The organism is Streptomyces sp. NPDC092045 (assembly GCF_044756005.1).
Classification (GTDB): Bacteria; Actinomycetota; Actinomycetes; order Streptomycetales; family Streptomycetaceae; genus Streptomyces.
The window spans coordinates 842,961-865,931 of the sequence record NZ_JBIVSC010000001.1 but is presented as its reverse complement, the minus strand read 5'-3'; the positions used below and the strand labels follow the sequence as shown (position 1 = coordinate 865,931).

The window sequence follows — 22,971 nt, the reverse complement described above, 5'->3', positions numbered from 1 at the left end:
TCCGCCCGGTCCTACCGGGCGGTCTCGTCGCCGCGGCGCACTACCAGCGCGGCGTTGGACCCCATGAGGCCCCTGCTGAGGACGAGGGCCGTCCGCAGGTCGGCGGGGCGGGCGCGGGACACCACCAGGTCGATGTCGTGGCAGACGTCGAACACGTTCGGGGTGGGGGGCACCAGGCCGTGTTCCATCGCGAGCACCGCGGCCGCGACGTCCAGGACGGGGGCCCCGCAGTAGGCGCGGCCGATCCCGGTCTTGGGAGCCGTGACGGGCACCCGGGCGGCGTGCGCGCCCAGGGCGTCGGCGAGCGCCAGCGCCTCGGCGCGGTCCGCCTCCGGCACGCCCAGGGCGTCGGCGAACACGACGTCGATCTCCTCCGGGGCGCAGCCGGCCTCGTCGAGGGCGACCCGGATAGCGCGGGCGAGCCCCTCCCGGGACTCGGCCCAGCGGGAGGCGCCGGTGAACGTGGCGCCGTGGCCGGCGACGACGGCCCGGACGGCCGTCCCCCGGTTCCGGGCGCGGTCCTCGTCCTCCACGACGAGCACGGCGCCGCCCTCCGCCGGCACGAAGCCGGAGGCTCCGGAGGTGAAGGGACGGTAGGCCCGGTCGGGCTCCTCGACGGTGCTGAGCTCGGGATAGCCGAGCTGGCACACCATCGAGTACGGGGCGAGGGGGGCCTCGGCGGCGCCGACGACCATCGTGCCCGTCCCGCGCCGCACGGCCCTGGCCGCGTGGGCGAGGGCGTCCAGGCCGCCGGCCTCGTCGCTGGCGACCACGCCGCACGGCCCCTTGAAGCCGCTCCGGATGGAGATCTGGCCGGTGCTGGCGGCGTAGAACCAGGCGATGGACTGGTACGGGCCAACGAACTTGGAGCCCTGCCCCCACAGCTTCTGGAGCTCCCGCTGGCCGAACTCGCCGCCGCCGGACCCGGCCGCCGTGACCACCCCGATGGAGAAGGGGTCCTCGGCGGCGTCCCGGCCGAGGCCGGCGTCGTCGAGGGCGAGCGAGGCCGCCGCCATGGCGTAGTGGCTGAACCGGTCGGTCTGGACGAGGAAGCGGTCCTCGATGAGGGTCGAGGCGTCGAAGGACCGGACCTCGCCCGCGACCTTGAGGGGCAGGTGCTCGCACCCCTCGCGGGTGATGCGGTCCAGGACGCCGATGCCCTCCTGGACGGACTTCCAGTAGGTGTCGGCGCTCAGTCCGTTGGGGGCGATCACCCCGATGCCGGTGACGACGGCGCGCTTGGGCTGCTCCGTGCTCATCGTGTCCTCCCTGCCGGCTCCGTGAGGAGCACGGCGGACTGGAAGCCGCCGAAGCCGCTGCCGACCGAGAGCACGTTCCTGAGCTTCCGGGGGCGGGCGGTGCGCGGCACGTAGTCCAGGTCGCACTCGGGGTCGGGGACCTCGTAGTTCGCCGTCGGGGGCACCACCTGGTGCTTGAGGGCGAGGACGCAGGCGGCCACCTCTATCGCGCCGATCGCCCCGAGCGAATGTCCCACCATGGACTTGATGGAGCTCATGGGGGTGTCGTAGGCGTGGGCGCCCAGGGAGCGCTTGACGGCGGCGGTCTCGTGGCGGTCGTTCTGCCGGGTGCCCGAGCCGTGCGCGTTGACGTAGTCGATCAGCGTGGGGTCGATCCTGGCCTGGTCGAGCGTGCCGTCGATGGCCCGGGACATCTCCAGGCCCTCTCCGGTGAGACCGGTCATGTGGTACGCGTTGCCGTAGGTGGCGTAGCCGCCGATCTCGCAGTAGATGTGCGCGCCGCGCGCCCGGGCGTGCTCGTACTCCTCCAGGACGAGGACCGCCGCGCCCTCGCCCATGACGAAGCCGTTGCGGCGGTCGTCGAAGGGCTTGGAGGCGTGCTCGGGGTCGTCGTTGTCGGGCGAGGTCGCCTTGATGGCGTCGAAGCAGGCCATGGTGATCGGCGAGATCGGCGAGTCCGACGCCCCGGCGATGCAGACGTCCGCCCGGCCCTCCTGGACGGTGTGGAAGGCGTAGCCGACGGCGTCGAGGCCGGAGGTGCAGCCGGTGGAGACCGTCTGGACCGGGCCGCGGGCGCCGAAGCGTTCGGCGACGAACGAGGCGAGCGTGCTGGGCGAGAACGCCAGGTGCAGCTTCGGGTCGGCGGCGCGGTGGTCCACGTCCCACCGCTGTCCGCCCGCGCTGACCAGCACGTAGTCGTGTTCGAGCCGGGTGGTGCCGCCGACGGCGCTGCCCAGGGAGACCCCGATCCGCCACGGGTCCTCCGCGGCGGTGTCGAGCCCGGAGTCGCGGACGGCCTCCCCGGCGGCGACCGCCGCGAACTGGATGTACCGGTCCGCGTGCAGGCTCAGCTCGGGGTCGAGCCCGTGCGCCAGCGGGTCGAAGTCGCACTCGGCGGCGATGCGGGAGCGCAGGCCGGCCGGGTCGAACAGGGTGATGCCGCGGGTCGCGGTGCGGCCTTCGGCGAGGAGGTCCCAGAACGCCGCCGCTCCGGTGCCGCCCGGGGCGACCACGCCGATCCCGGTGACGGCCACTCGCCGGTTCACTCGATGGCCCCGGTGCGTTCGGAGACCTGGCCGGGGCCGCCCACGTTCAGCTGCGGTCCGGCGGCGGCGAGCTCGGCCTCGTCGGTCACCTCGGTGTCGACGTGGCCGAGGCTGGGCCGGGGGGCGAGCGGGCCCAGGTGGAAGACCATGCGGGCCTCCCGGTCGCCGACGTTGCGGAAGCGGTGCCGCACGCCGATGGGGACCAGGAGCCCCTGGTCGGGCCGGAGCGCGTACGTCTCGCCGTCCAGGTCCACTTCGAGGGAGCCGGAGACGACGTACACGAACTCCTCGGAGTACGGGTGGTAGTGCTCGCCGATGCGCTCGCCGGGCTGGACGATGGCCAGGCCCATGAAGCCGCTGGTGGAGCCCACGGCGGCCGGCGTGAGCATGGCCCGCAGGTCACCTCCGCGCCTGCGGTTGGGCTCTGTCTCGTCCAGGCTCACGATGAGGGGCTGCTGGTGGGGCATGGTGGGTACCTCCGGGTGGGGCGGTGACGTCCGGGCGGGGCCTCGGCCGTCGGTCAGGAGTCCGCCGAGGTGCGGTCGGTGACGGGCAGCATGTCGGCGTGCGACAGGAGCCGGTTGATGTTGCGGTCCGTCGTCAGGGAGCCCTCGACGCCGATCGCGGCGCCGTCCAGGAGGGCTTCGAACTCCTCGGCCTTCCCCGGTCCCTTGAGGCCGAGGGAGGCGAGGGGGTCGAGGTCGAGGTCGCCGGTGACGTCGACGAGGCGGACCACGATGTCGTCGCGGTAGAAGACGGTGCTGCTGTACACCGGGCCGGCCGGGTCGTCGGCCGCGGCGGCGTCCTGGTGGGCGAGCAGCCGGGCCAGGTCCGTCCCGCGGCCCTCCCGGGCCGGGTAGTACAGCGCGTGGCGCCGCAGGCCGGCCGGGGCGGGACGGTCGGCGACCACGTGGTGGACGGCCGGGAGCGCGGCCCGGGTGAAGAAGACGCGGGCCGACTCGGGGTCGGTGAGGTCCCGGTCCTGCTCCAGGTACGGGTTGAGGGCCTCCTCGACCGCGCGGACCTCGGGCTGGCGGGCGACGTGGCGCAGGGCCGCCAGGAGGTCGCCCTCGACCTCCACGGCCCGCACGACGCGGTTGCCGTGCATGAAGAGGGAGGTGCGGCGCAGCCGGGTGTTCTCGTCCACCTGGGCGCGGGGCGAGTCGTAGCCGGAGAGGATCTCCGCCACCTTCGACTCCGAGCCCGGCTTGACGGTGAAGGTGAGGGCGTGGCGGGCCACGCCGTCGCCCTCGCGGGCCGCGACCTGCGCCGCCGGCGCCGCGTCCTCCGCGAGCGGGCGGCCGCCGCCGGTCTCCCGCAGGACGCTGTAGCGCATCGAGCGGGTGTCCCGGACGCAGCTGTGCATCGGCTTGACCACCTCGACGTGGTCCTCGCTGTTGACCCAGGCGAGGAAGGGCGGGGCGCTCTCCCACTCGCTGGTGATGAGCCACTGCGAGGGGTTCTCGATGGACTGGCAGAGCTGGTCGCTGATGTGTCCGGGGACGGCGGCGACCTGCTTGCGCATGAGCTCGTACGCTTCGAGGAACTGCTGCTGGGCCCCTTCGTACAGGTCGAGCAGCAGGATCACGCGCAGCCTGGAGCCGTCGAACGCGGATTGCGAGACACGTGCCGAAACGGTCATCCGGCGCACCTCTTCTCTCTTCGAAAGTTTCCTTCGGTGGCTTCTTCGGGGCCTTCTCGGGGACCTGTTCCGGGGAAGCCGGGCGGGGACCGCCGTGCCGAGGGGGCAGGGGTCGTCATGTGCCGATCGTCGGCGTGCCTCCGTGAGTCGCGCGAGTCCCACGGGGCGGATGAGTGAACCGCGCGTCATTCGGGTGCTCCGGACGCGCGAAGCGGTTTCCGGGGGGCATGGATCTCCATCCCACCCCCGACTCGCGTCACAGGTGACGCTGGAGGCACTCGATGAACCGATTCGAAGGGTCCGGCGAGGTCGTCGACACGTCCGTCCTCATCGTCGGCGGCTCTCTGGTCGGACTGTCCGCGTCGTTGTTCCTCGGCCGTCTCGGCGTGCCGCACGTGCTCGTCGAGCGCCACGCCGGCACCTCGGTGCATCCGCGCGGGCGCGGCAACAACGTGCGCACGATGGAGCTCTTCCGGGGCGCCGGAGTGCGTCCGCGCATCCGGGACGCCGCGTCGGTCCTGGCGGGCAACAACGGCATCCTCCAGGCGCCGAGCCTGGTCGGGGACGCCGGCGACTGGCTGTTCAAGGAGATCGACCCGGGCGGCGGCCTCGCCCGCTTCAGCCCGGCCGAGTGGTGCCTGTGCAGCCAGAACGAGCTGGAGCCCGTCCTCCGGGAGGGCGCCGCCGAGCTGGGCGGGGACCTGCGGTACGCGACGGAGCTGATGTCCTTCGAGCAGGACGCCGAGGGAGTGACCGCGCGGGTCAAGAGCCGGGAGACCGGCGAGCACACCACGATCCGCGCGGAGTACCTGGTCGCGGCGGACGGCCCGCGCAGCCCCGTGCGCGAGCGGCTCGGCATCGGGCAGAGCGGACCCGGCGACCTGTTCCACAACGTGAGCGTCACCTTCGTCTCCCGCGGTCTCGCGGAGGTCGTCGGCGACCGGCGCTTCATCGTCTGCTACCTGACGGACCCGGGGGCCGACGGGGCGCTGCTGCCGGTCGACAACCGGGAGCGCTGGGTGTTCCACGCGCCCTGGCACCCCGAGCGCGGCGAGACCCTGGAGGAGTTCACCGACGAGCGGTGCCGGGAGCACATCCGCCGGGCCGTGGGCGTGCCCGACCTCGACGTGGAGATCACCGGCCGGGCCCCCTGGCACGCCGCCGAGCGGATCGCCGAGCGGTACGCGGACGGGCGGGTGTTCCTGGCCGGCGACTCGGCCCACGAGATGCCGCCCACCGGGGCGTTCGGCTCCAACACCGGCATCCAGGACGCGCACAACCTCGCCTGGAAGCTGTCCGCCGTCCTGGACGGCTGGGCCGGACCGGACCTGCTCGCGTCCTACGACGCGGAGCGCCGGCCGGTCGCGGAGGCGACCAGCGCCCGCGCCTCGTCCCGCTCGGTCGAGCACAGCCACCCGGGGTACGCGCCCGACCCCGGCGTCAGCCCGGCGGGCCGGAAGGGCGGCATCCTCAACGTGGTCCTGGGCTACCGCTACCCGCGGGGCGCGGTCCTGGGCGCCGACGAGGCGCAGCCGGTCGTGCCCGACGGGCTGCGCCTGGCGGGCGAGCCGGGGACCCGGGCGCCGCACCTGTGGCTGGACCGGGCCGGCGAGCGGATCTCCACCCTCGACCTGTACGAGCGGTTCCCGGTGCTGCTGAGTTCGGCGGGCGGCACGGACGCGTGGCACTCCGCGGCGGCCCGGGTCGCGGAACGCCTCTCGGTGCCGCTCGACTCGTACCGGATCGGTGACGGGCCGGACGCCGATCTGGTCCCGGAGGCCGGCGCGGACTGGGCGGAGCCGCACGGCGTCACGGCGGGCGGGGCGGTGCTCGTCCGCCCCGACGGGTTCGTGGCGTGGCGCTCCGAGGGGTCCGTGGAGGACCCCGAGGCGGAGCTGCGGACGGTCCTGGCGACCCTCCTCGACCTGGCGTGACCCCGGGAGGCCCCCTTCCCGCCCGGTGTCCCCGGGCGGGAAGGGGGCCTCGTCGTCGGCGGCACGGGAGCTCCCCCACCCGTGCCGCCGGCGCCGGAACCGGTCAGGACCGGCGCGGACCGGTCAGAAGCGGTCCGAGCGGCCCGGAAGGCCCGGGACCCCGCGGGGCGCCGGCGGTGCGAGCCGCGGGGCCCCGGTCTTCCGGCCCTCCGGGGTCCGGCAGGACACGTCCGCGGCCGGCAGCCCGCCCGTCACCAGGTAGGCGGTGCCGATCGCGTCGGCGCAGGACCCGGAGCCGTAGACGCCGTGGCCGAGGCCGTCGAGGACCGTGACCATGCGGGAGCCCTTCAGGGCGCGGCGCATGCCCTCTCCGCTGACCAGCGGCGTCTGGGGGTCCCACTCGTTCTGCAGGACGAGCGCGCGGACGGTGTTGTCGATCCTCGTCGCGGGCTCCGCGCCCCTCCCCCAGAACGCGCACGGCTTGATGTGGGACGCGAAGTCGCCGTACAGCGGGTACCTCGCCTTGTCGCGGATCGCGTCGCGGCGGTACCGCTCCGGGTCGCGCGGCCAGGCGCGGGTGTCGGCGCACACCACGGACCAGAAGGCCGCGTCCCCGTTGTCGGCCGGGACGTCACCGGCGAAGGACGGCGGTACGGGCGCGGTCGGCAGGCCGCGCCGCGACGGCGACGCGCCCGGCGCCGGGGTCCTGCCGGCGGCGGCCTCCTTGAGCATGACGACCGTCTCGGCGGCTTCCGTCACGTAGAAGAACATGGCCCGCCAGGAGCGGATGTCGTCACCGGACACGAGCACCCCGTCGACGGGTACGGGCGTGCGGTTCGCCCTGGCGACCAGGTCCCAGAACGTCCTGCGGACCTCGGCCGGGGTGCGGCCCAGCCCGTACGTGGCGTTCCTCGCGGCGGTCCACTCGGTCCACCGCGTGAACGCCGGCTCCGAGCCCTCCGCCCACACCTGGATCATGCCCCGCCAGATCCGCTCGGGGTCGACCGCGCTGTCGAGGACGAACCGGTCGGTCCGCCGCGGGAAGAGCTGCGTGTAGACGGCGCCCAGGTAGGTGCCGTAGGAGTAGCCGAGGTACGAGATCTTCTTCTCGCCGAGCACGGCGCGGATCACGTCCATGTCCCGCGCGGTGTTGCGGGTGCTGAGGTGCGGCAGTACGGCTCCGTTCGCCGCCCGGCACTTCTCGGCCACGGTCCGCGCCCACCGGACGTCCTTGTCGAACGTCGCGGCCTTGTAGGGGCGCTGCCAGTTCAGCTCGTCGTCGTTCAGGCCGCAGCCCACCGGGGAGCTCCGTCCGACGCCCCTGGGGTCGAAGCCGATCAGGTCGTACCGCTGCTTCACGGCGTCCGGGAGCTGGGGTCCCAGGTAGATCGGCATGTCGAGCCCTATGTTGCCGGGGCCGCCCGGGTTGATGAGCAGGACGCCGCGCCGGTCCTGGGCGCTGGTCGCCCTCGTCCGGGAGATCTCGACGTCGAGCTTTCTGCCGTTCGGACGGCTGTAGTCGAGCGGCACCTTGATCGTGGCGCACTCGTAGTGCGCCGGCCCCTCGGGCTCGCAGCGCTTCCAGTGCGGCTTCTGCCGCGTGTACTGCCCGAGGGGGTCGGCGGCGGCCGCCCGGGGCTCCGGGGCGGTCCCGGAGGCGGAGGCCGAGGCGGGCGTGAGGGCGGGCAGGAGCGCCGCGGCGACGCCCATGGCCACGAGGGTTGCTGTTCGCCTGTGTCTCACAGTGGGTCAGATCCTTGGGGAGGTGGGTGGATCGGTCTCATGCACCCTTGCTCACAAGGGAGTTGGGCGAATCCTCCGTCCGGGCGCCCTTGTCTCCGACCTCAGGAGGAGGACACGGCGCGGCGCGTGGTTCCCGGGGTGGAGAACACGGTGTGCCGCTCGCGCGCCGGGCCGCCGCGCGGAGGGAGCGGCGGCCCGGGACGTCATGGACTCGGGAGCGTCGCGGGCTTGGGACGCCACGGGTCCGCGACGTCACGGACTCCGGAGCGTCGCGGGCCCGGGACCTCACAGGCGCAGGGCCACCGCGGCGTGGTGGCCGTCCGGGACGAGGACGTCGGCGAGGATCCACCCGGCCGGCGCGGCCGGGACCGGGCCCGAGCCCACGTAGTCGGCCGACGGATCCGCGCCCAGGCCGACGCCGAGCCCCTTCAGATAGGCCTCCTTCCTGGTCCACACCCGGGCGAACGCGTCGGGCCTGCGGGCCGGGGCGAGGGCGGCGAGCTCCGCCGACTCCGCCGGGTGGAGCACCTCCCCCGCCTCCGCGACCGTGTGCGGGGGCGGCACCCGCTCGATGTCCACCCCGACCGGCGTGGACGCGAGGGCGATCAGGCTCAGCCCCTCGCAGTGGGAGAGCGAGAAGTGCAGGCGCCCGTCCGGCAGTACGGGACGGCCGTGCGGCTCGCCGCAGCAGGGGCACGGCGCCCGGGCCACCGAGACGGCCCGGGGCGCGATCCCCAGCTGGGCGCCGAGCAGACGGCGCAGCCCCGCGTGGGCGCACAGATAGGTGGCCCGGTCGCCCGGCCGGCGGAACTCCTCGGCGCGGGCCAGCTCCGTCCCGTCCAGGACGAGGGAGGCGTACTGGCCGACGGTCTCCCGGTGCGCCTCGGTGGCCACCAGCCAGAGCTGGGGCCGCGCCGGGCGGAGGCCGGGGAGCACGGGCAGGGCGGCGGTGAGGAGCGGCAGCGCGGCGGGGACCAGCGGGCCGCTCGCCGGAGGCGGGGCGGGTGGGGGGAGGACGGGGGCGGGGGGCGGAAGGACCGGCTGGATCATGTCTGCCTCACACGGAAGTGACGGTGGACTCCGGTGCGGTACGGGCACGGGCGTCGGCGCGCGGAGCAACCGGGTCCGTGTCCTTCCCGCTGTCGCTGTCGGCGCCGCTGCTGCCGTGGCCGTCGCCCTCGCCGCTGCCGCCGCCGCGCAGGGCGAGGGCGGCGGCGATCGGGGAGAGGAGGGCGAGACCCGCGCAGAGCAGCCAGGTGCCGGTCACCCCGAGGTGCAGCGAGACGGGGGTGAAGACGGCCAGGGAGAGGGGCGCCGCGCCGATGCCGGAGAGCGTGAAGGTGGACATGGCGGCGCCCATCCGCCCTTCGGGGACGGCCTGCTGGTAGGCGGTGATGAGGGCGGGCCCGTTGAGCCCGGAGAGGAGCCCGACGGCGCCGGCCGTGGCGGCGAGGACGGGGGCGGTGGGCACGAGCGCCATGGCCGCCATGCCGGCCGCGAGACCGGCTCCGGTCACCACGAGCTTGGCGTGGGCCGGGATGCGGTGGGCGAGGGCCGCGCCGAGGGCGGCGGACGCGAGCGCGCCGGCGCTGAAGGCGGCCAGGACCAGGGCCACGGCGCCGATGCCCCAGCCCCGTTCGACGGCGCGCAGGGGCAGGGCGACCTCGGCCGGCCACAGGAACGCGAGGTCCATGCAGAAGCAGGCGACGAACATCCACCGCAGGCGCGGATGGGCGGCGAGGAGGCGGAAGCCGTCGCCGGACCGGGACAGGAGGGAGGGGCCCTGCGGGATGCGTTCGGGGCGGGCCATGCCGTGGGTGACGTGGGCGGCGCAGCCCAGCCAGACGGCGCAGCCGACCGCGGCCGCGGCGACGGCGCCGGGCAGGCCGCCGGCGATGACGAGCCAGGCCCCGAGCGGCGATCCGGCGATGGGGGCCAGGCGCAGCACCATGGAGAAGAGGGAGTTGGCGCGGCCGAGCTGCTCCTGGGTGGCGAGGCGGGGCAGCAGGACCCCGGAGGCCGGTCCGGTGAGCCCGAGCAGGGTGCCGTCGACGAGGGCGATGGCGATCAGCGGCCACAGGCTCTCGGTGGTGGCGGTGACGAGCGCCCCGGCCGTGAGGACGGCGACGCGGACGCTCGTCGCGCGGAGCAGGACGGCCCGCGGGCCGAGCACGTCGGTGAGGGCGCCGCCGAAGAGGAGCAGCAGGGCGCGCGGGAGGGTGGCGGCGAGGGTGACGGCCGTGACGGCGCCGCGTCCGCCGAGCTGGACGGCGGTCCAGCTCATGGCGATCAGGAGGGCGAAGCTGCCCGCCTGGACGGCGGCCTGGCCGACGACGAGGCTGCTGACGCGCGGCCAGTCGACGAAGGGCTTGGCGCCGGGCGGCGCGGGAGGGGCGGGGGTCGTCGTTCCCATGGGGTCGGCTTTCTGTCGTCGAGGGGCGCGGGGCGGATGCGGGCACGCGGAGGTACGGGCGGGGCGGGTGGGCTCCGGGCGGGGCGCGGAGCGGGGCGGGTGGGCGCCGGACGGGGCGCGGAGCGGGCGCGGAAGGGGGACGGGAGCGGTCGCGGGGTCGGGGCGGCTCTGCCCTGGCGGAGCGGGGCCGGGTTGAAGCGGGGCCAGGTTGAAGCGGGTGGGACGGGGCGGAGCGGGGCCGGGCAGGTCAGGACGGTCCGGAGCGGAGCGGGTTGAGCCGGGGCGAGTCGGCCCGGGTCGGACGGGGCGGGTCCGGCACGGAACGATCAGGAGCGGGGCGGATCAGGGCGAGGCCGGGACGGAGCCGGAGCGGGTCCGGGCGGGTCAGGGCGGGGACGTGCGGGTCGGGGCGGGCGGGCGGATCGGGACGTGGACGCCCGTGGTGTCGCCGCGGAGGCCCGCCGCGACGGCGAGGGCCACCGCGCGGTCGGCGGCCCGGCGCACCGCGCGCCGCCGGCGCGGGCCCCGGACGGCGGTGCGGGGGGTGCGCAGTTCGACGCGGCCGCCGAGGTGGCCCCGGCCCGCCTCCGTGAGGGCGCGCTGCGCGCTGCGCCGGGCCGCGGCGGCGGCGCCCTCGTCGGGGGCGGTCACGGCGATGCCGGGGAGCTCCCGTACGGAGAAGCGGGCGTGCACCGTACGGCCGTCGCCCCGCGACCGGCGGGCGGTCACGGCGCCGCCCCGGCCGGGAGGGCGGCGGGGTGGCCGGCGTGGGGGCCGTCGGGCCACCACAGGTCCTCGGGGCCGAGGGCGGTGACGGCGTACTTGCCCAACGCGCTGACGAGCAGACGCAGTTCGAGGGCGATGCTCTCGACGAGGCGCTCCAGGCCGTGTTCGGGGTCCTCGTCGACGGCGACGAGGGCGGCCCGGCCGAGGCCGGCGGCGGTGGCGCCGAGGGCGAGGGCGCGCAGGACGCGTCCGCCCTCCCACATGCCCCCGGTGGCGAGGAGGCACCCGGCGGGGCGTCCGATGCGGCGCAGGCATTCGGCCAGGGGCAGGCCGACCTGGTCGAGGAAGACGCCCGGGGCCCAGCCGGTGCCGCCCTCGGCCCCGTCGACGGTGACGGCGTCCGCCCCGGCGGCCCAGGCGGTGCGGGCGGCGTCGGCGATGTCGCGGCCGGGGTGGAACTTCACCCAGGTGCGGGCCTTGGGGAAGTTGTTGCGCATGAAGCGGAGCTGCTGGCGGAGGATCTCGTCGGTGAAGGTGCCGGGGGTGGCGCAGCGCAGTTGGCGCGCGCCCTCCGGGTCGAAGACCTCGCGCACGGTGAAGCGGCGGGCGAGCTGCTCGGCCTCGGCCCGGTCGACGACGGTCATGCCCCCGAGGCCGGGCTTGGCGCCCTGGCCGGTCTTCAGCTCGAAGGCGAGGCGGCCGGTCTCCAGGAGGGGGCGGATGGCGGGGTCGCTGTAGAGGAGGTTCCAGACCTCGGAGTCGGCGTCCTCGGTGGACTGCTGGACGACGACGCCGCCGGTCCCGTCGGGCGCGGCGTCGAGATAGGCCTCGATGCGGGTGAGGAGGGCGGACCGGGTGGCGTCGCCGGCCCGGCGGTAGCCGTGGACGGGGATCATGTTCTCCCCGATGACCATGGGGATGCCGAGGCGGGCGGCCTGCCGGCTCGCGTGGACGGCGAGGTCGCCGCTGCCGGCGCGGGTGGAGCCGAAGGCGGACAGGTAGAGGGGCAGCCGGGCGGTGAAGCCGCCGGTGCGCGTGGTGAGGTCGACGTCGGTGAACTCCGGTTCACGGGCGAGGTCGATGAGCTTCTCCAGGCGCTCGGGCATGAAGACCGGCGGGACGATGCGGGCCCGGTCGAGGGCGTCCCCCGGGCCGGAACCGGACCCGGGGCCGTGACCGGCACCGGCGCCGCTCGGGCCGAAGAGGCGCGTGCCGTACGCGGCGGGGTCGGGGAAGACCGCGGCGGTGCCGCCCCGGGCCCGGGCGCGTACGGCCTCCTCGGGGAAGCCGGGGGCGTCGAGGCCGGTCACGGGGCCACCGCCCCGGGGAGCTTCGGGTAGGCGCTGACCTGCCAGAGGGCGTCGAGCCCGGTGAGGAAGCGGACCAGGCGCTGGAGGCCCATGCCGAAGCCGGCGCTGGCCGGGATGCCCTCGCGGGCCTCCTTGAGGTACCAGGCGTACTTGGCCGGGTTCTCGCCGCTCTCCCGCATGCGGGTGACGATGGTGGCGTAGTCGGACTCGCGCTCGCTGCCGGAGACCAGTTCGCCGTAGCCGTGCGGGGCGATCAGGTCGAAGTTGCGCAGGACGCCGGGGCGTTCGGGGTCCTCGCGGTCGTAGAAGCCCCGGGAGCCCTTGGGGTAGTCGTCAATGAAGAAGGGGCGGTCGCTCTCCAGGGAGAGGATCCGCTCGCCGGTCCAGTCGATCTCGCCGTCGGGGTTCTGCGGGTGGCCGGCGGCGAGGAGGCGGGCCACGGCCTCGTCGTGGGTGCGGACGTCGTACTTGCCCGCGCGGATTTCGGCGAAGTCGGTCTCTTGGCGGCCGAGTCCGGTGAGGAGCTCGGGGACGGTGGTCCAGACGTGTTCGGCGACGTGGGTGAGCAGGCCGGCGGCGACCTCCTGGGCGTCCTCGCGGCTCGCGCCGGCGATCTCGACGTCGATCTGGTGGAACTCGACGAGGTGGCGGCCGGTGGTGGCGGTCTCCTCGGGCTCCACGCGGACGTTGGGGGCGATGTAGAAGAGCTTCGGGAAGCCGCGCAGGGAGGCCTGCTTGTAGAGGATGGCGCTGGTCATCAGCTTGTAGGGGTGGCCGTAGTAGTCGACGTCCAGGGCCTTGGCGCCCCGGCCGCCGGGGTCGGTGACGGGACCGACGAGCGGCGGCAGGAGCTCGGTGAAGCCCTTGCCGTACAGGAAGTCGCGGGCGGCCCGGAGGGCCTCCTGCTGGACGAGCATGGCGGTCCGCAGCCGCGGCGAGCGGAGGTGTTCGCCGAGCGGGGGCGGCACGGGCGGTGCGGCCGGCGCGTCGGCGGCGAGGGGCTGGTCCATGGCGGGGCTCCTGTTCGTGGTGGGTGCGGGTGGGCCGGGCGGTGGGCGTTCAGACGGTGAGCGGGGCGGCCCGCGGGCGGTCGCAGCCGTCGCCGTCCCCGTCCTCGTCGTCGTGCCGCCACGGGTCGTCGTAGCGGCCCGCGACGTGGTGGAGGGCGGTGAGCAGGCCGTCCGCCGTGAGGGGGGTGGCGTCGGCCGCGGGGTCGGCGGGGATCGGCATGGCTCCGGTGCGGGCCCAGCGGAGCCGCCCGGCGGGGTCGATGAAGCCGCGGGAGCGGCCGGGGTTGTCGGGGTGGAGACAGAACGGGACGTCGAGGAGGCCCCGGGCGAAGGCCGCCGGGAGGGCGCGGGAGAGGTCGGGGTGGAGACCGAGGACGGTCTCGATCAGGGTGCGGGCCTCCTCGTACACCTCGCCGCCGACGCTTCCGTACACCTCGCCGCCGACGCTTCCGTACGTCTCACCACCGAGGCTTCCGTACGTCTCGCCGCGAGCGCCCGTGTACGCTCCGCCGCGCGCGCCTCCGGGCGCTCCGCCGTCCGGGCTCGCCCCGGGGTCCGGTGCCGGGGGTCCGGCGAGGGCGGCGGCCGCGGCGGCGGTCTCCAGGGCGCGGACGTTCTCCTCGACGGTGGGGATGCGGTGCGCCTCGGCGGCGGTCTTGACGATCAGCCGGCCCGCTCCGGAGCGCACGGCGAGGCGGGCGGAGGCCTCCAGGAGGCGGGTGGCGCCGCGTTCGGTGCGGGGGAAGACGCCCATGTAGGTGTAGAGGACGACGTGGTGCTCGACGCCGGCGGGCAGGAACTCGGCGGCGAGGCGGCGCAGGGCCCGCACGGCCTCCTCGTCCTGGCCGGGGTCGGTCTGCTGGGCGTAGCTCAGGGAGACGCTGCGCAGCCCGTACTGGGCGAAGAACAGGCACTCCAGGACGCTGGTGGCGACCAGGAGGCCGGGCGGGCAGAGCTGGCCGAGCAGGCAGCCGCCGAAGCTCTCCAGGTGCGGGGTGGTGCCGGGCCGTGCCGTGCCGGCGAGCAGTTCGCAGGCGCGGGCCCAGGCCTCGACGGAGTCCCGCAGGGGGGTGCGGCCGTAGGGCAGGCAGTACGAGACGGGGCCGCCCTCGGTGGCGGTCAGGCCGGCGGCGGTGAGGGCCCCGACGATGGCGGCGGGCCGGGCGGAGCCGTGGCGGACCTGGACGGGGAAGGCGTCGTCGTGGAGTCCTTCGAGGAGGGCGCGGGTGGTGTCCGGCGCGTGGGTGGCGATCGGGTAGCCGTTGAGCGGGGCGCCCTCGGCGACGGCGGCGCGGGCGGCGGCGAGGTCGCCGACGCGGGTGTAGCTGTCGACGGTCAGGGTGCCGACGGTGTGGGCGGTGGCGGCCCGCGTCCGTGCGAGTCCGGCCCGCATCCGGACCGGGTCGCCGAAGCCCATGCGGGGCTGGACGACGAGCCGGCCGGCGGCGGCGGAGGCCGCGACGAACGCCCCGAAGGAGGGGGCGGCGGCGTGGGCTGCGGCGGTCAAGCCGGCACCTCCCGGCGCGTTCCGGCGGCCTCCGGGCGCGACCCCCGGGCCCCCCGGAACGGTCCCGCGGTCTCCCGGAACGGCTCGGCGGCCTCGCGGCGCGGTCCGGTGGTCTCCCGGCGCGGTCCGGCGGCGAGGAAGGCGCGCAGGGCGTCCAGGTCCTCGCCGAGGACGGCGTCGCAGCCGGCCCCGGTCAGGCGCGCGACGTCCGCCTCCTGGCGGTGGCCGGCGACGCCGAGCTTTCCCCCGAGCACCACGGGCAGCCCGGCGAGGGCGGGCTCCGCGCGCAGCCGGCGGACGGCGGCGAGGCCGTCGCGGTAGCCGTGTCCGTTGACGCTGCTGAGCACCACCGCGTCGGGGGCGTGCCGCAGACAGGCGTCGGCGAGCAGCTCGGCGTCCGCGCAGGGCCCGAGCCCGACGACCTCGTACCCCAGCTCCTCCAGGAAGAGGCCGAGGTACACGAGATTCCACGTATGGGAATCCGACGCGGTTCCGCTCAAGAGAATCTTCATGCCTGAAGAATAGATTTCGAAGGGCTTCCGGAGGGGAAGTCGGAGCGGCAGCAAGGACCGGCACTTTCGCTTCCCCCTTTCATCCCGGTAATCCCGTCGGCGGAAAACGGAAAGGCGCCGCTCCCCGCAGCGGATGCGGGGTGCGGCGCCTTTCCGGGTCCGGCCCGGCGGGGCGTCAGGCGTACTGGGCGACGAGGCTGCGCGGGCGGATGTCGGTCCAGTGGGCGGTGACGTACTCCAGGGCCTCGGCCCGTCCGGTGGGGCCGTGGACGCTGGTCCAGCCGCCGGGGACGTCCGCGAAGGCCGGCCACAGGGAGTGCTGGCCCTCGTCGTTCACGACGACGTGGAAGGTGCCCTCGGCGTTGTCGAACGGGTTGACGGAATCGCTCATGACTGGCTCCTCGTTTCTTTCTTCTGCAGGGCGGAGAGTTTCTCCGAGAGAATGCTTCCGATGTGCGCGAGTGGTTCGGGTCCGGCCATTTCGAGGTGGCCGCATTCGACGGTGTGGTTGTCGACGATTCCCTGGGTGAGGGGAATCCAGGTGGCGGCGAGGAGGCCTTCGGGCTCCCCCGGCCGGCGGGCGGTGAAGAACAGCACGTCGGTGTCGGCGACGCCGGGCACGTGCCGGGCCATGAGCCCGGCGTGGGTCTCGGAGGCGCGGAGCACCGCGTGCAGCTCCGCGTCGGAGAAGCCGGCGAGGACGGGGTCCTCGCGGCGGATCCGCTCCGTCGCCTCCGCGAGGTCCCCGGCCGGCGCCTCGGCGGCCCGCTCCTCCGGCGGCAGTACGGAGACGCTGCCGGGGCCGGTCTGGTGGGCGTCCATCAGGGCCAGGAGCTCGACCCGCTCGCCGGCCTCGCGGAGCCGTACCGCCATGGTGTGGGCGACGACGCCGCCGTACGACCAGCCGAGCAGCCGGTAGGGCCCCCAGGGCTGGATCCGGCGGATCCGCTCCAGGTAGTCGTCGGCCATCTCCTCGACCGTGCGCGGCCGGTGGCCGGGGTCGCTCAGGGCGCGGGCCTGGAGGGCGTAGAGCGGCTGGTCGTCGCCGAGGTGGCGGGCGAGGCCCGCGTAGGCCCAGCCGACGCCGGTCCCGGGGTGGACGCAGAACAGCGGGCGGCGGGTGCCCCGGGTGCTGAGCGGCAGCAGGACACCCAGGGCGGCGGCCGTGCCGTCGTCCCCGGCCCCGGCCCCGGCCCCGTTGTCGTACGGGCCGAGGAGTCCGGCGGGGGTGGGCAGGCGGAAGAGGTCGCGGACGGTGCGCTCGACGCCCAGGACGCCGCGCATGCGGGTGACCAGGCGGACGCCGAGCAGGGAGTGGCCGCCCAAGGAGAAGAAGTTGTCGTCGATGCCGACCTCGGGCACGTCGAGGATCTCGGCGAACAGGGCGCACAGCACCTCCTCGCGCGCGTTGCGGGGCCGCCGTCCGCCCTCGGCCGGGGCGGGCCGGTGGGGGGCGGGGAGGGCCGCGCGGTCGGGTTTGCCGTTGACGGTCAGCGGCAGGGCGTCGAGGACGACGACCGCGGAGGGCACGAGGTGTTCGGGGAGCGTCGCGCGGGCCGCGGCGAGCAGTTCGGCCCCGGTGACGGAGTGGCCGGCGCGGGGGACGGCGTAGCCGACGAGGGTCTTCTCGCCGGGCCGGTCCTCGCGGACCACGGCGAGGGCCTGGCCGACGGCGGGGTGCCCGGCGAGCGTCCGTTCGACCTCGCCGGGTTCGATCCGCACGCCGCGCAGCTTGATCTGGCCGTCCGCGCGGCCGAGGAAGCGGAGTTCGCCCTCGGGGGTCCACAGGACGCGGTCGCCGGTGCGGTACATGCGGCTGCCGTCGTTCTCGAACGGGTCGGGGACGAAGCGTTCGGCGGTCGTGCCGGGGCGGCCGACGTAGCCGCGGGCCACGTGCGCGCCCGCGACGTACAGCTCGCCGGGAACACCGGGCGGCACGGGCCGCAGCGCGTCGTCGAGGACGTGGCTGCGGGTGTTGTCCATGGGCCGGCCGAGGTGGACGCCGGCGCCCCGCAGGGTGCGCCGTCCGGTGGTGAACCACTGGTTGTGGGAGGCGAAGGTGGTCTCGGTGGGTCCGTAGGAGTGGACGAGGACGGTGTCGGGGCAGTGGGTGAGGACCCTTTGGACGGCGGCCGGCGAGGCGACGTCCCCGCCGGTCCACACCTCGCGCAGCGCCCGGAGGGTGTCCAGGCCCTCGTCGGCCATCACGTGGAACAGGCCCACGGTGAAGTAGGCGCAGGTGACGCCGTGCCGGTGGACGGCGCGGGCGGTCTCGGCGAGGTCGGTGCCGTCGCCGGGGGTGACGACGAGGCTGCCGCCGCCGAGCAGCGGCACCCAGGTCTCGAAGACGGAGGCGTCGAAGCCGGTCGCGGAGTGCACCAGCATCCGCCGGGGTCCGCCGAGGGCGAGGTCGCGGTCGGCGGCGAGTTCGAGGACGTTGCGGTGGGTGACGCCGACGCCCTTGGGCCGGCCGGTCGATCCGGAGGTGAACATCACGTACATCAGGTCGTCCCCGGTGGCGCGGGAGGCCCCGGGCTCCTCCTCTCCCGGTGCCGTGGCGGGCCCGGCGGGCGCGTCGACGGCGAGGACGGGGGCGGGGAAGTCCTCCGGGAGGGCGGCGGCGTGCGCCGTGTCGGTCGCGACGAGGCGGGCCCCGGCGTCCTCGGTCATCAGCCGGATCCTGGCCTCGGGGAGGCGGGGGTCCAGCGGCAGGTAGGCGGCGCCGCACTTGAGGACGGCGAGCGCCGTGACCACCAGGGGCACGCCCCGGTCGAGGAGGACGCCGACGGTGTCGCCCCGGCGCGTTCCGGCCGCGCGGAGGCGGGCGGCGAACGCGTCGGCGCGGGAGTCGAGTTCGGCGTACCCGACGGTCTCGTCGTCGGTGACGAGCGCGGGGGCGCCGGGGGTGCGCGCGGCCCGGCGGGCGATCCGCTCGTGGACGGTGTCCGGTCCCGGGGGCGGCACGGTGGCGGTGTCGTTGTACGCGGCGCCGAGCCGGAGGCGGTCGGCGTCGGTGAGCAGGCCGACGTCCCCGATCCGTACGCCGGGGTCGGCCGCGGCGGCGCGCAGGGTCCGGTCCAGGTGGGCGGCGAGCAGGGCGGCGACGGGGGCGTCGAACAGGTCCGTGGCGTACTCCAGGCCACCGGTCAGGCCGCCGGGCCGTCCTTCCTCGTCCCGCAGCTCCGTCAGGGCGAAGGTGAGGTCGAACTTGGTGGAGACGGTGTCGAGCAGGGCGGGTCCGCCCTCCCGGAAGAGGCCGCGCGCGGCGGCGGCGCCGGGGGCGTCGCGGGTGTAGTCGTGGTGGAGCTGGACGACGACCTGGGCCAGCGGGTGGTGGGCGGTGGTGCGGACGGGGTTGAGGTGTTCGACGACGCGGTCGAAGGGGAGCTCCTGGTGGGCGTAGGCGGCGAGGTCGGCCCGCCGGACCCGTTCGAGGAGTTCGGCGAAGGTGGGGTCGCCGGAGGTGTCGGTGCGCAGCACCAGGGTGTTGACGAAGAAGCCGACCAGGTCGCCCAGGTTCTCGTCGTCGCGCCCTGCGGTCATGGTGGCGAGCGGCAGGTCGGTGCCGGCGCCGTGCCGGGTGAGGACGGCGGCCAGGGCGGCCTGGAGGACCATGAGGAGGGTGGCGCCGCCGCGCCGGGCGAGGTCCTCCAGGGCGCGGTGGGTGGCGGGGTCGAGGGCGACGGGGACGTGTCCGCCGCGGTGGGTGGCCTCGGCGGGCCGGGGCCGGGCGGCGGGCAGTTCGAGGACGGGCGGCGCTCCGGCGAGGTTCCTCTCCCAGAACTCCAGGTGGTCGCGGGCGACGGGTCCCTCGGTCAGGTCCCGCTGCCAGAGGGTGTAGTCGGCGTACTGGACGGGCAGCGGCTCCCAGTCGGGGGCGCGGCCCTCGGCGCGGGCGAGGTAGGCGGTGGTGAGGTCGGCGAGGAGCGGTCCGGTGGACCAGCCGTCGGCGGCGATGTGGTGGACGAGGAGGACGAGGACCTGCCCGCCGTCGTGGGACCCGGTCCCGTACGGCCCGTCGTCGTACGGCCCGTCGCCCGGCCGTCCCTCGCCCGGCCCGCCGTCGGGCAGCAGCAGCGTGGCCCGCAGCGGGGTGTCCTCCGCCAGGTCGAAGACGTGGCCGGCGGCCTCGGCGACGGCCCCGGGGAGCAGCGCGGCCGGGACGGGCCGGACGTCGAGCGGGGGCCGGACGCCGGTCAGGACCTCCTGGTGGGGTTCGCCGTCGACGGTCCGGTAGCGGGTGCGGAGCACCTCGTGCCGGTCGGAGAGGTCGGTGAGGGCCGGGGCGAGGGCGTCCGGGTCGAGCGGCACGGCCGGCCGCAGGACGAGGGGGATGTTGTAGGAGGCGCCGGGGCCTTCGAGGGTGTCGATGAACCACAGCCGTCGCTGGGCGTACGAGAGGGGGAGCCGCTCGGGCCGGTCGGCGCGCGGGACGGGCCGGGGCCGGGCGGTCGCGGCGGCGCCGTTCCCGGTCGCCCGGTCGGCGATGCGGCGGGCGAGGGCGTCGGGGGTGGGGGCGAGGAGGAGGTCGCGGACCTGGACGTCGGCGCCGAGGCGGGCGCGGATCCGGTTGGCGAGGCGGACGCCGCTCATGGAGTGGCCGCCGATGGTGAAGAATCCCTCGTGCGGGCCCACGTCGTCCAGGCCGAGGGCCTCGGCGAAGAGCCGGCGGAGGGTGTCGAGGTGGGGCGGGGGCGGTTCGACGGCGGCGTGCGCGGCGGACAGGGCCTCCTCGGCGGCGGTCTCGGCGGCGCGGGCGGCGGCGCGGGCGCGCCGCGCGTCGAGGGCGAGCCGGTCGGCGGGCGCGACGAGCGCGGTCTCCGGGACGGGGTCGCCGGGCCGGTCGGCGGCGGTGCGCAGGGCGCGTTCCAGGGCGGTGAGGAGGAGCCGGGCGGTGTCCTCGTCGAGGACGTCCGTGGCGTACTCCAGGGCGATCCGCAGTCCGGCGGGGGCGCCGTCGGCGTCGCGGAGCTCCTCGCAGGCGGCGGTGAGGTCGAACTTGGTGGTGACGGGGCCGTCCGCGGCGAACCGGCCCCCGGTCGCGCCGAACCGGAAGGTCTCCTCGGCGGTCCCGGTGGTCCGCAGGGTGAGCATGACCTGGAACAGGGGGTGGACGCCGGGCGTGCGGGGCGGGTTGAGGTGTTCGACGAGGAGGTCGAAGGGCAGCCCCTGGTGGTCGAAGGCGGCGAGGACGGTGTCGCGGACCCGGTCCAGGAGGCCGGTGAAGGCGGGCTCGCCGGAGGTGTCGGCGGGCAGGACGAGCGTGTTGACGAAGAAGCCCACCAGGTCGTCGAGGGCCTCGTCGTCGCGTCCGGCGACGGGGGTGCCGACGGCGACCCGGTCGCCGGCGCCGGACGCCCGCAGGGCGAGGGCGAGGGCGGCCTGGAGGACCATCAGGACACTGGCGTGGTGTTCCTCGGCGAGGTGGACGAGCTTGGCGTGGACGCCGGCTCCGAGGGCGGTGGTCACCTGGGCGCCGGCGTGGTCGCGGACGGCGGGCCGGGGCCGGTCGAGGGGCAGGTCGGTCGCTTCCGGGAGGCCGGCGAGGGCGGCCCGCCAGTGGGCCAGGCCCCGGGACGTGAGGGAGTCGGGGTCGTCCGGGGCGCCGAGGACGTCGTTCTGCCAGAGGGTGTAGTCGGCGTACTGGACGGGCAGCGGCTCCCAGTCGGGGGCTTCGCCTCCGGTGCGGGCGGCGTGGGCGCGGGCCAGGTCGGTCATCAGGAGCCGGAGGGACCAGCCGTCGCCCGCGACGTGGTGGAGCAGGACCGCGAGGGTGGCACCGGGGCCCTCGTCGGGGACGAAGAGGGCGACGCGCAGGGGCAGTTCGCGGGAGAGGTCGAAGGTCTCGGCGGTGAAGGCGGCGACCCGGGCGGGGAGTTCGGCGGCGGGGCACTCGACGGTGCGGAGCCGGACGGCGGCGGGGGCCAGGACGTGCTGGTAGGGCTCGTCGTCGGGCGCGAGGAACACGGTGCGCAGGACCTCGTGCCGTTCGGCGAGGTCGGTGACGGCGGCGGCCAGGGCGGTGCGGTCGGGCACCGCGTCCAGGTGGAGGACGACCGGCATGTTGTAGGCGGCGGACGGGCCGTCGAACTGGTTGACCAGCCAGAGGCGCCGCTGCGCGTGGGAGAGCGGCACCCGGTCCCCGGCCGGCAGGGGCTCCTCGTGGACGACGGGCAGGCGCGGGTCGGTGGTGCGCAGCCTCTTCCGGTCGATCTTGCCCGAGCTGGTGCGGGGCAGGGCGACGACGGTGCTGACGGCGGGCACGGCGGCGGGCGGCATCCGGTCGCGCACCCGGGCGCGCAGTTCCTCCGCGCCGGTGCCGCCCTCGGTGACGACGAAGGCGACGAGCCGCTTGACGCCCTCGGCGTCCTGCTGCGCGACGACGGCGGCCTCCCGGACGGCGGGGTGGCCGGCGAGGACGGAGTCGATCGCGGCGGGGTCGATGCGCTGGCCGCCGATCTTCACCTCGTCGTCGAGGCGCCCGTGGTAGAGGATCTGCCGGTCCTCGCCGAGGGTGACGAGGTCGCCGGTGCGGTAGGCGCGCTCGCCGTCCAGGGTGGTGAAGCGGCGGGCGTTGAGTTCGGGGCGGTGCAGGTAGCCGCGGGTCAGGCCGCCGCCGAGGAGCCAGAGTTCGCCGCCGACGACGGCGGCGCGGACGCCCGGCAGGGGGCGGCCGATGGGGACGGGGCCGGACTCGTGCCGGGTGAGGTCGGCGACGGTGGCCACGACGGTGGTCTCGGTGGGGCCGTAGCCGTTGAGCAGCCGGACCCGGTCGCCGGCGAGGCCGCGCCACTGGGCGATCCGCTCGGGCAGGACGGCCTCGCCGTAGACGAGTACGGTGCGCAGGTGGTCCGGGAGGCGGACGGCGCCGGTGGTCAGGACGTGGACGAGCTCGTGCCAGTAGGCGGCGGGCAGGTCGAGGAGGGTGATGCCGTGGCGCTCGCAGCCGGCGAGGAGTTCGCCGACGTCGAGCATGTCGTCGGTGCGCAGGACGAGGGTGCCGCCCGCGCCGAGGGTCGGGAAGACCTCCTGGACGCTGGCGTCGAAGTGCAGCGGGCTGAACTGGAGGACGCGGGAGTCGGGGCCGATGCCGTAGGCGGGGGTGGCGCCGGCGACGAAGTGGGCGAGGGAGTCGTGGGCGACGACGACGCCGTTGGGGGTGCCGGTGGAGCCCGAGGTGTAGATGACGTAGGCGGCGCCCGCCTCCGCGCCGGGTCCTTCGAGGACGAGTTCGCCGTGCCGGGCGACCTCCGCCGGGGTGGGGGCCAGGTCGCCGCAGGCGTCCCGGAGGATCGCGGCGTTGCGGGCGTCGGGGGCCTGGACGTCGAGCGGCAGGTAGGCGGCGCCGGTGGTGAGGACGGCGAGGAGGCCGACGATCGCGTCGGTGCCGCGGGGCCGGTGGAGGGCGACGAGGCGGCCGGGCCCCGCGCCCAGGGCGGCGAGCTCCCGGGCCCTCGCGTCCACGGCCGCGGCGAGCTCCGCGTACGTCAGCCGGGTGTCGGCGTGGACGAGGGCGGGGGCGTCGGGGCGGGTGCGGACCTGGTGGGCGATCAGGTCGAGGACGGGCGGGGCGGGGGCGGGAGAGGGTCCGCCGTCGAGCAGGTCGTCCGTTCTGCTGGGGGGCATGCTGGGTTCCTCCGGTAGGGGGCC

General features: G+C 75.7%; 14 protein-coding genes and 1 pseudogene. 1 reads left to right on the top strand and 14 read right to left on the bottom strand.

Going from position 1 to position 22,971, the window contains the following annotated elements:
* Positions 1 to 11 precede the first annotated feature (11 nt).
* From ACIQKA_RS03915 to ACIQKA_RS03900, 4 genes are read right to left on the bottom strand one after another with little or no spacing between them, the layout of a single operon-like run.
* Positions 12 to 1,259 carry a ketosynthase chain-length factor gene (locus ACIQKA_RS03915; protein ID WP_383447076.1) on the bottom strand — a complete coding sequence of 416 codons (1,248 nt, stop codon included), beginning with the start codon at positions 1,257 to 1,259 and terminating at the stop codon, positions 12 to 14.
* Positions 1,256 to 2,524 carry a beta-ketoacyl-[acyl-carrier-protein] synthase family protein gene (locus ACIQKA_RS03910; protein WP_383153975.1) on the bottom strand — a complete coding sequence of 423 codons (1,269 nt, stop codon included), beginning with the start codon at positions 2,522 to 2,524 and terminating at the stop codon, positions 1,256 to 1,258. The genes ACIQKA_RS03915 and ACIQKA_RS03910 overlap by 4 nt, the downstream gene beginning before the upstream one ends.
* The gene (locus ACIQKA_RS03905) at positions 2,521 to 2,991 is read right to left on the bottom strand and encodes a cupin domain-containing protein (RefSeq protein ID WP_391093747.1); all 471 of its coding nucleotides are present in this window, start codon (positions 2,989 to 2,991) and stop codon (positions 2,521 to 2,523) included. The genes ACIQKA_RS03910 and ACIQKA_RS03905 overlap by 4 nt, the downstream gene beginning before the upstream one ends.
* Before the next feature lie 53 nt (positions 2,992 to 3,044).
* On the bottom strand, positions 3,045 to 4,166 hold the full coding sequence (locus ACIQKA_RS03900) for a SchA/CurD-like domain-containing protein (protein WP_383153979.1): 1,122 nt from the start codon (positions 4,164 to 4,166) through the stop codon (positions 3,045 to 3,047).
* A gap of 281 nt (positions 4,167 to 4,447) precedes the next feature.
* Here ACIQKA_RS03900 and ACIQKA_RS03895 point away from each other — a divergent pair, with 281 nt between their 5' ends.
* Positions 4,448 to 6,100, top strand: a complete 1,653-nt coding sequence (locus ACIQKA_RS03895; protein ID WP_402539874.1) for an FAD-dependent oxidoreductase — start codon at positions 4,448 to 4,450, stop codon at positions 6,098 to 6,100.
* A 123-nt stretch (positions 6,101 to 6,223) separates the two neighbouring features.
* On the opposite strand, the gene ACIQKA_RS03890 is transcribed toward ACIQKA_RS03895, so the two are convergent.
* The 10 genes and pseudogenes from ACIQKA_RS03890 to ACIQKA_RS03845 all read right to left on the bottom strand — a co-directional run bounded on the left by ACIQKA_RS03890 (position 6,224) and on the right by ACIQKA_RS03845 (position 22,947).
* The gene (locus tag ACIQKA_RS03890; protein WP_391093750.1) at positions 6,224 to 7,843 is read right to left on the bottom strand and encodes an alpha/beta fold hydrolase; all 1,620 of its coding nucleotides are present in this window, start codon (positions 7,841 to 7,843) and stop codon (positions 6,224 to 6,226) included.
* A gap of 285 nt (positions 7,844 to 8,128) precedes the next feature.
* The gene (locus ACIQKA_RS03885; RefSeq protein WP_402539872.1) at positions 8,129 to 8,893 is read right to left on the bottom strand and encodes a 4'-phosphopantetheinyl transferase family protein; all 765 of its coding nucleotides are present in this window, start codon (positions 8,891 to 8,893) and stop codon (positions 8,129 to 8,131) included.
* Positions 8,894 to 8,900: 7 nt separating this feature from the next.
* Positions 8,901 to 10,256 carry an MFS transporter gene (locus ACIQKA_RS03880; RefSeq protein ID WP_402539870.1) on the bottom strand — a complete coding sequence of 452 codons (1,356 nt, stop codon included), beginning with the start codon at positions 10,254 to 10,256 and terminating at the stop codon, positions 8,901 to 8,903.
* 384 nt (positions 10,257 to 10,640) lie between these two features.
* The gene (locus ACIQKA_RS03875; RefSeq protein WP_383153990.1) at positions 10,641 to 10,985 is read right to left on the bottom strand and encodes a hypothetical protein; all 345 of its coding nucleotides are present in this window, start codon (positions 10,983 to 10,985) and stop codon (positions 10,641 to 10,643) included.
* A complete protein-coding gene (locus ACIQKA_RS03870; protein WP_383153993.1) occupies positions 10,982 to 12,292 on the bottom strand; it encodes a glutamate synthase-related protein in 1,311 nt (436 codons plus the stop codon). Before ACIQKA_RS03870 ends, ACIQKA_RS03875 begins: the two co-directional genes overlap by 4 nt.
* The gene (locus ACIQKA_RS03865; protein ID WP_402539869.1) at positions 12,289 to 13,302 is read right to left on the bottom strand and encodes an asparagine synthetase A; all 1,014 of its coding nucleotides are present in this window, start codon (positions 13,300 to 13,302) and stop codon (positions 12,289 to 12,291) included. The genes ACIQKA_RS03870 and ACIQKA_RS03865 overlap by 4 nt, the downstream gene beginning before the upstream one ends.
* A gap of 49 nt (positions 13,303 to 13,351) precedes the next feature.
* The gene (locus tag ACIQKA_RS03860) at positions 13,352 to 14,809 is read right to left on the bottom strand and encodes a methylaspartate mutase (RefSeq protein WP_391093754.1); all 1,458 of its coding nucleotides are present in this window, start codon (positions 14,807 to 14,809) and stop codon (positions 13,352 to 13,354) included.
* 119 nt (positions 14,810 to 14,928) lie between these two features.
* A pseudogene (locus tag ACIQKA_RS03855) lies at positions 14,929 to 15,321 on the bottom strand (cobalamin B12-binding domain-containing protein); the annotation flags it as partial.
* A 175-nt stretch (positions 15,322 to 15,496) separates the two neighbouring features.
* On the bottom strand, positions 15,497 to 15,712 hold the full coding sequence (locus tag ACIQKA_RS03850; RefSeq protein ID WP_383153204.1) for an MbtH family protein: 216 nt from the start codon (positions 15,710 to 15,712) through the stop codon (positions 15,497 to 15,499).
* Positions 15,709 to 22,947 (bottom strand): amino acid adenylation domain-containing protein, encoded by a 7,239-nt coding sequence (locus ACIQKA_RS03845; protein ID WP_402539867.1) that lies wholly within the window; start codon positions 22,945 to 22,947, stop codon positions 15,709 to 15,711. Before ACIQKA_RS03845 ends, ACIQKA_RS03850 begins: the two co-directional genes overlap by 4 nt.
* Positions 22,948 to 22,971 lie beyond the last annotated feature (24 nt).